The sequence below is a fragment of the Pseudarthrobacter sp. rb genome (assembly GCF_056389225.1).
In genome coordinates this window covers 1-2,131 of sequence record NZ_JBWJAR010000047.1, presented here as the reverse complement: position 1 = coordinate 2,131, position 2,131 = coordinate 1, and the positions used below count along the sequence as shown (strand labels likewise).

At 57.4% G+C, this 2,131-nt stretch carries 2 protein-coding genes and 1 pseudogene; all 3 read left to right on the top strand.

Features of this window, described 5'->3' with window-relative positions; genetic code table 11:
• Positions 1–124 precede the first annotated feature (124 nt).
• Positions 125–472 (top strand): annotated as a pseudogene (locus ACWRN3_RS22780) (ParB/RepB/Spo0J family partition protein); the annotation flags it as partial.
• Between the two features lie 518 nt (positions 473–990).
• Positions 991–1,191, top strand: coding sequence for a hypothetical protein (locus ACWRN3_RS22775; protein ID WP_255173600.1), 201 nt, complete (start codon positions 991–993; stop codon positions 1,189–1,191).
• Between the two features lie 205 nt (positions 1,192–1,396).
• Positions 1,397–2,056, top strand: coding sequence for a tetratricopeptide repeat protein (locus ACWRN3_RS22770; protein WP_476742019.1), 660 nt, complete (start codon positions 1,397–1,399; stop codon positions 2,054–2,056).
• Positions 2,057–2,131 lie beyond the last annotated feature (75 nt).

Genomic DNA, 2,131 nt, shown 5'->3' with positions numbered 1-2,131 from the left:
CCCGGCTCGAGGCAAGCAGTCACACGACCAGAAAGCCCCGTTCTCAAGACCCGTTTGATGGCTGCAGAAAGTGATATGTCGCTGCGCCTGAGCCGAATCCATGCCGGTTGCAAAGTGCAGAGAAGCTGGTGTCGTGCGCCGGGAGTTCGTGAAGAACCTGCTGGCTCGGAAGCAGGCACCCAAGGGCTGGCACTACTTCACGGTCCACGCCATCACCCACCACCCCGAAACCGCCAGCGGCTACCAGGGCGAAGTCGCCGCCGACATGATCGGAGCCAAAACTGAAGACAAGGCAGGACGCTGGGGCTGGAACCCCCTCCGCGACCACGTCGCCAACACTACCGCCCGGCCCGAGTTCTCCATGATCGCCTTGATCTGCGCAGGGTACGAAAAGACCATCGCCAAGGACACATGGCGGTCACCGCACCAAAGCCACCGTGACTACCTCAACCGGCTGGTCACGTGGGGATATGTTGACCGGACTAACGCAGCGTCACCTCCCTCGCGTAGGCAAACGATCACTGACGGGAACGACGGCTGCCTCCCGGGCCAAGGAGATGTCACTGCTCTGCAGCAGCATGAATCACGTGAAGTAAGGACCTGTCAGACCCTGAGGGTTGATAGCTCGGACGACTGAGCCAATGGAGGCTGCAGTATGGGTATTCAGAATCACGGCATTGTTGTTGGCCTTCGGTCCGTTGGCAGCGTTAAAGCCTTGCCAGTTTCGCCGTACTGGGAAGTGTTAGACGCTGACGAAGCGCGAGTTCCCAGTGTGGAGCGGTATCTGCAGGATTTCTGGGCTCGGGCACTTCCGCAGTTTCCTCGACAGGCGCAGGGCGATGCGGCCTGCCGATGATTACATCGAACCTACAGACGCCGAAATCAGCGAGTTTTACGAGCACTTCAAAAAGCGAAAGGTTGAACTCGGCAGTTGCGGACGGGCCTATGGGACTCCTTGCATACACGAACATTGCCTGCATCAGATGCCCCATGCTGCGCCCCGATCCAACACAACGAGCCCGGCTCGAAGAACTTATAGAAGCCCTTCGGATACGGAAGATAGAAGCCGAAGATCGCGGCTGGCTGGGCGAACTCGAAGGTATAGAGATCAGCCTCGAAGCAGCGCAGGAAAAAATAAGCCAGATGGTCAGACAAGTATCGCTTGGAATGCCGGTTGTCCCCTCATTGTGAGGTGCGAGGTCCGCGAACGGTCAATACAGCTAAAACTGACGGTAGGCGCCGATACTGTTTAGTCATCTGGCCCAACCACGTCGTTGGGTCATCAGGTTCAACAGGGGGAGTCGGCATGGAGAGTCGCGAAGGGCGCCAGAAATTCGAGCAATTGGCACGCGATATCAGCGAGTGCTCAAGATGGATGTGGCAGCCAAGGGTGGCAATGCAGAAACTCGACGCCATCCACACCGGCCTAGAGGAACTGATTCTTTCCGGAAGCGCGGATGCCAGAAGATGCATGAGGATGCTCCTGCACCTGTCGTCGCTGCAGATAGATGTCGCAAGTGATGCATCCGACGTGGATGAAATAAATCGTGGAATCGCATGGGCCCAGGACGTACTTGACGGGGAGAACGTGGATGAAGGATCCAAAGCTTCGGCAGCCTGCAACCTCGCAAATGCACTGACATCGATTCACTATCTGGCTTGGACCGAGCACCGCGCAAAACCTGAAACTAAGGCAGGGAAACGAACTCCTTTCCGATTGAAGGAGCGCGAAATTGTCCGTCGCACGCGCGTTTTAAATGTCCGTGCTGCGAACAGCTCGGATCTGAACGGGACGGCCCGTTCGACAGCCTTATGTAACCTGGGTAACTCCCTGGACGAATCCGGGCGTTGGGTTGAGGCATATCAGTGCTATACGGACGCTTTGGAGGCGGATCCAAACAACGGCAATGCGGCGGGAAACGCGGCAGAGCTTCTGCGTCGTCGCATCAATCGTGGGCACGGACTCTTAGGCCATTACGCCGCGGTCTATGACTTCTACCTAAATGTAAGCGGCCATGAAAAACTGCCCGTAGGCGGCCACGAAAGTGCCCACTGACGGCCAGTAGAACTGCCCACCGGTGGCCATGAGATCTGCCCACTTCCTTACTTGTCCTGCCGCGTCTTAAGCGGC

Coding starts and splice junctions, on each gene's coding strand:
- ACWRN3_RS22770 (WP_476742019.1), top strand. CDS start 1,397: ATGCAGAAACTCGACGCCATCCACACCGGCCTAGAGGAACTGATTCTT.
- ACWRN3_RS22775 (WP_255173600.1), top strand. CDS start 991: ATGCTGCGCCCCGATCCAACACAACGAGCCCGGCTCGAAGAACTTATA.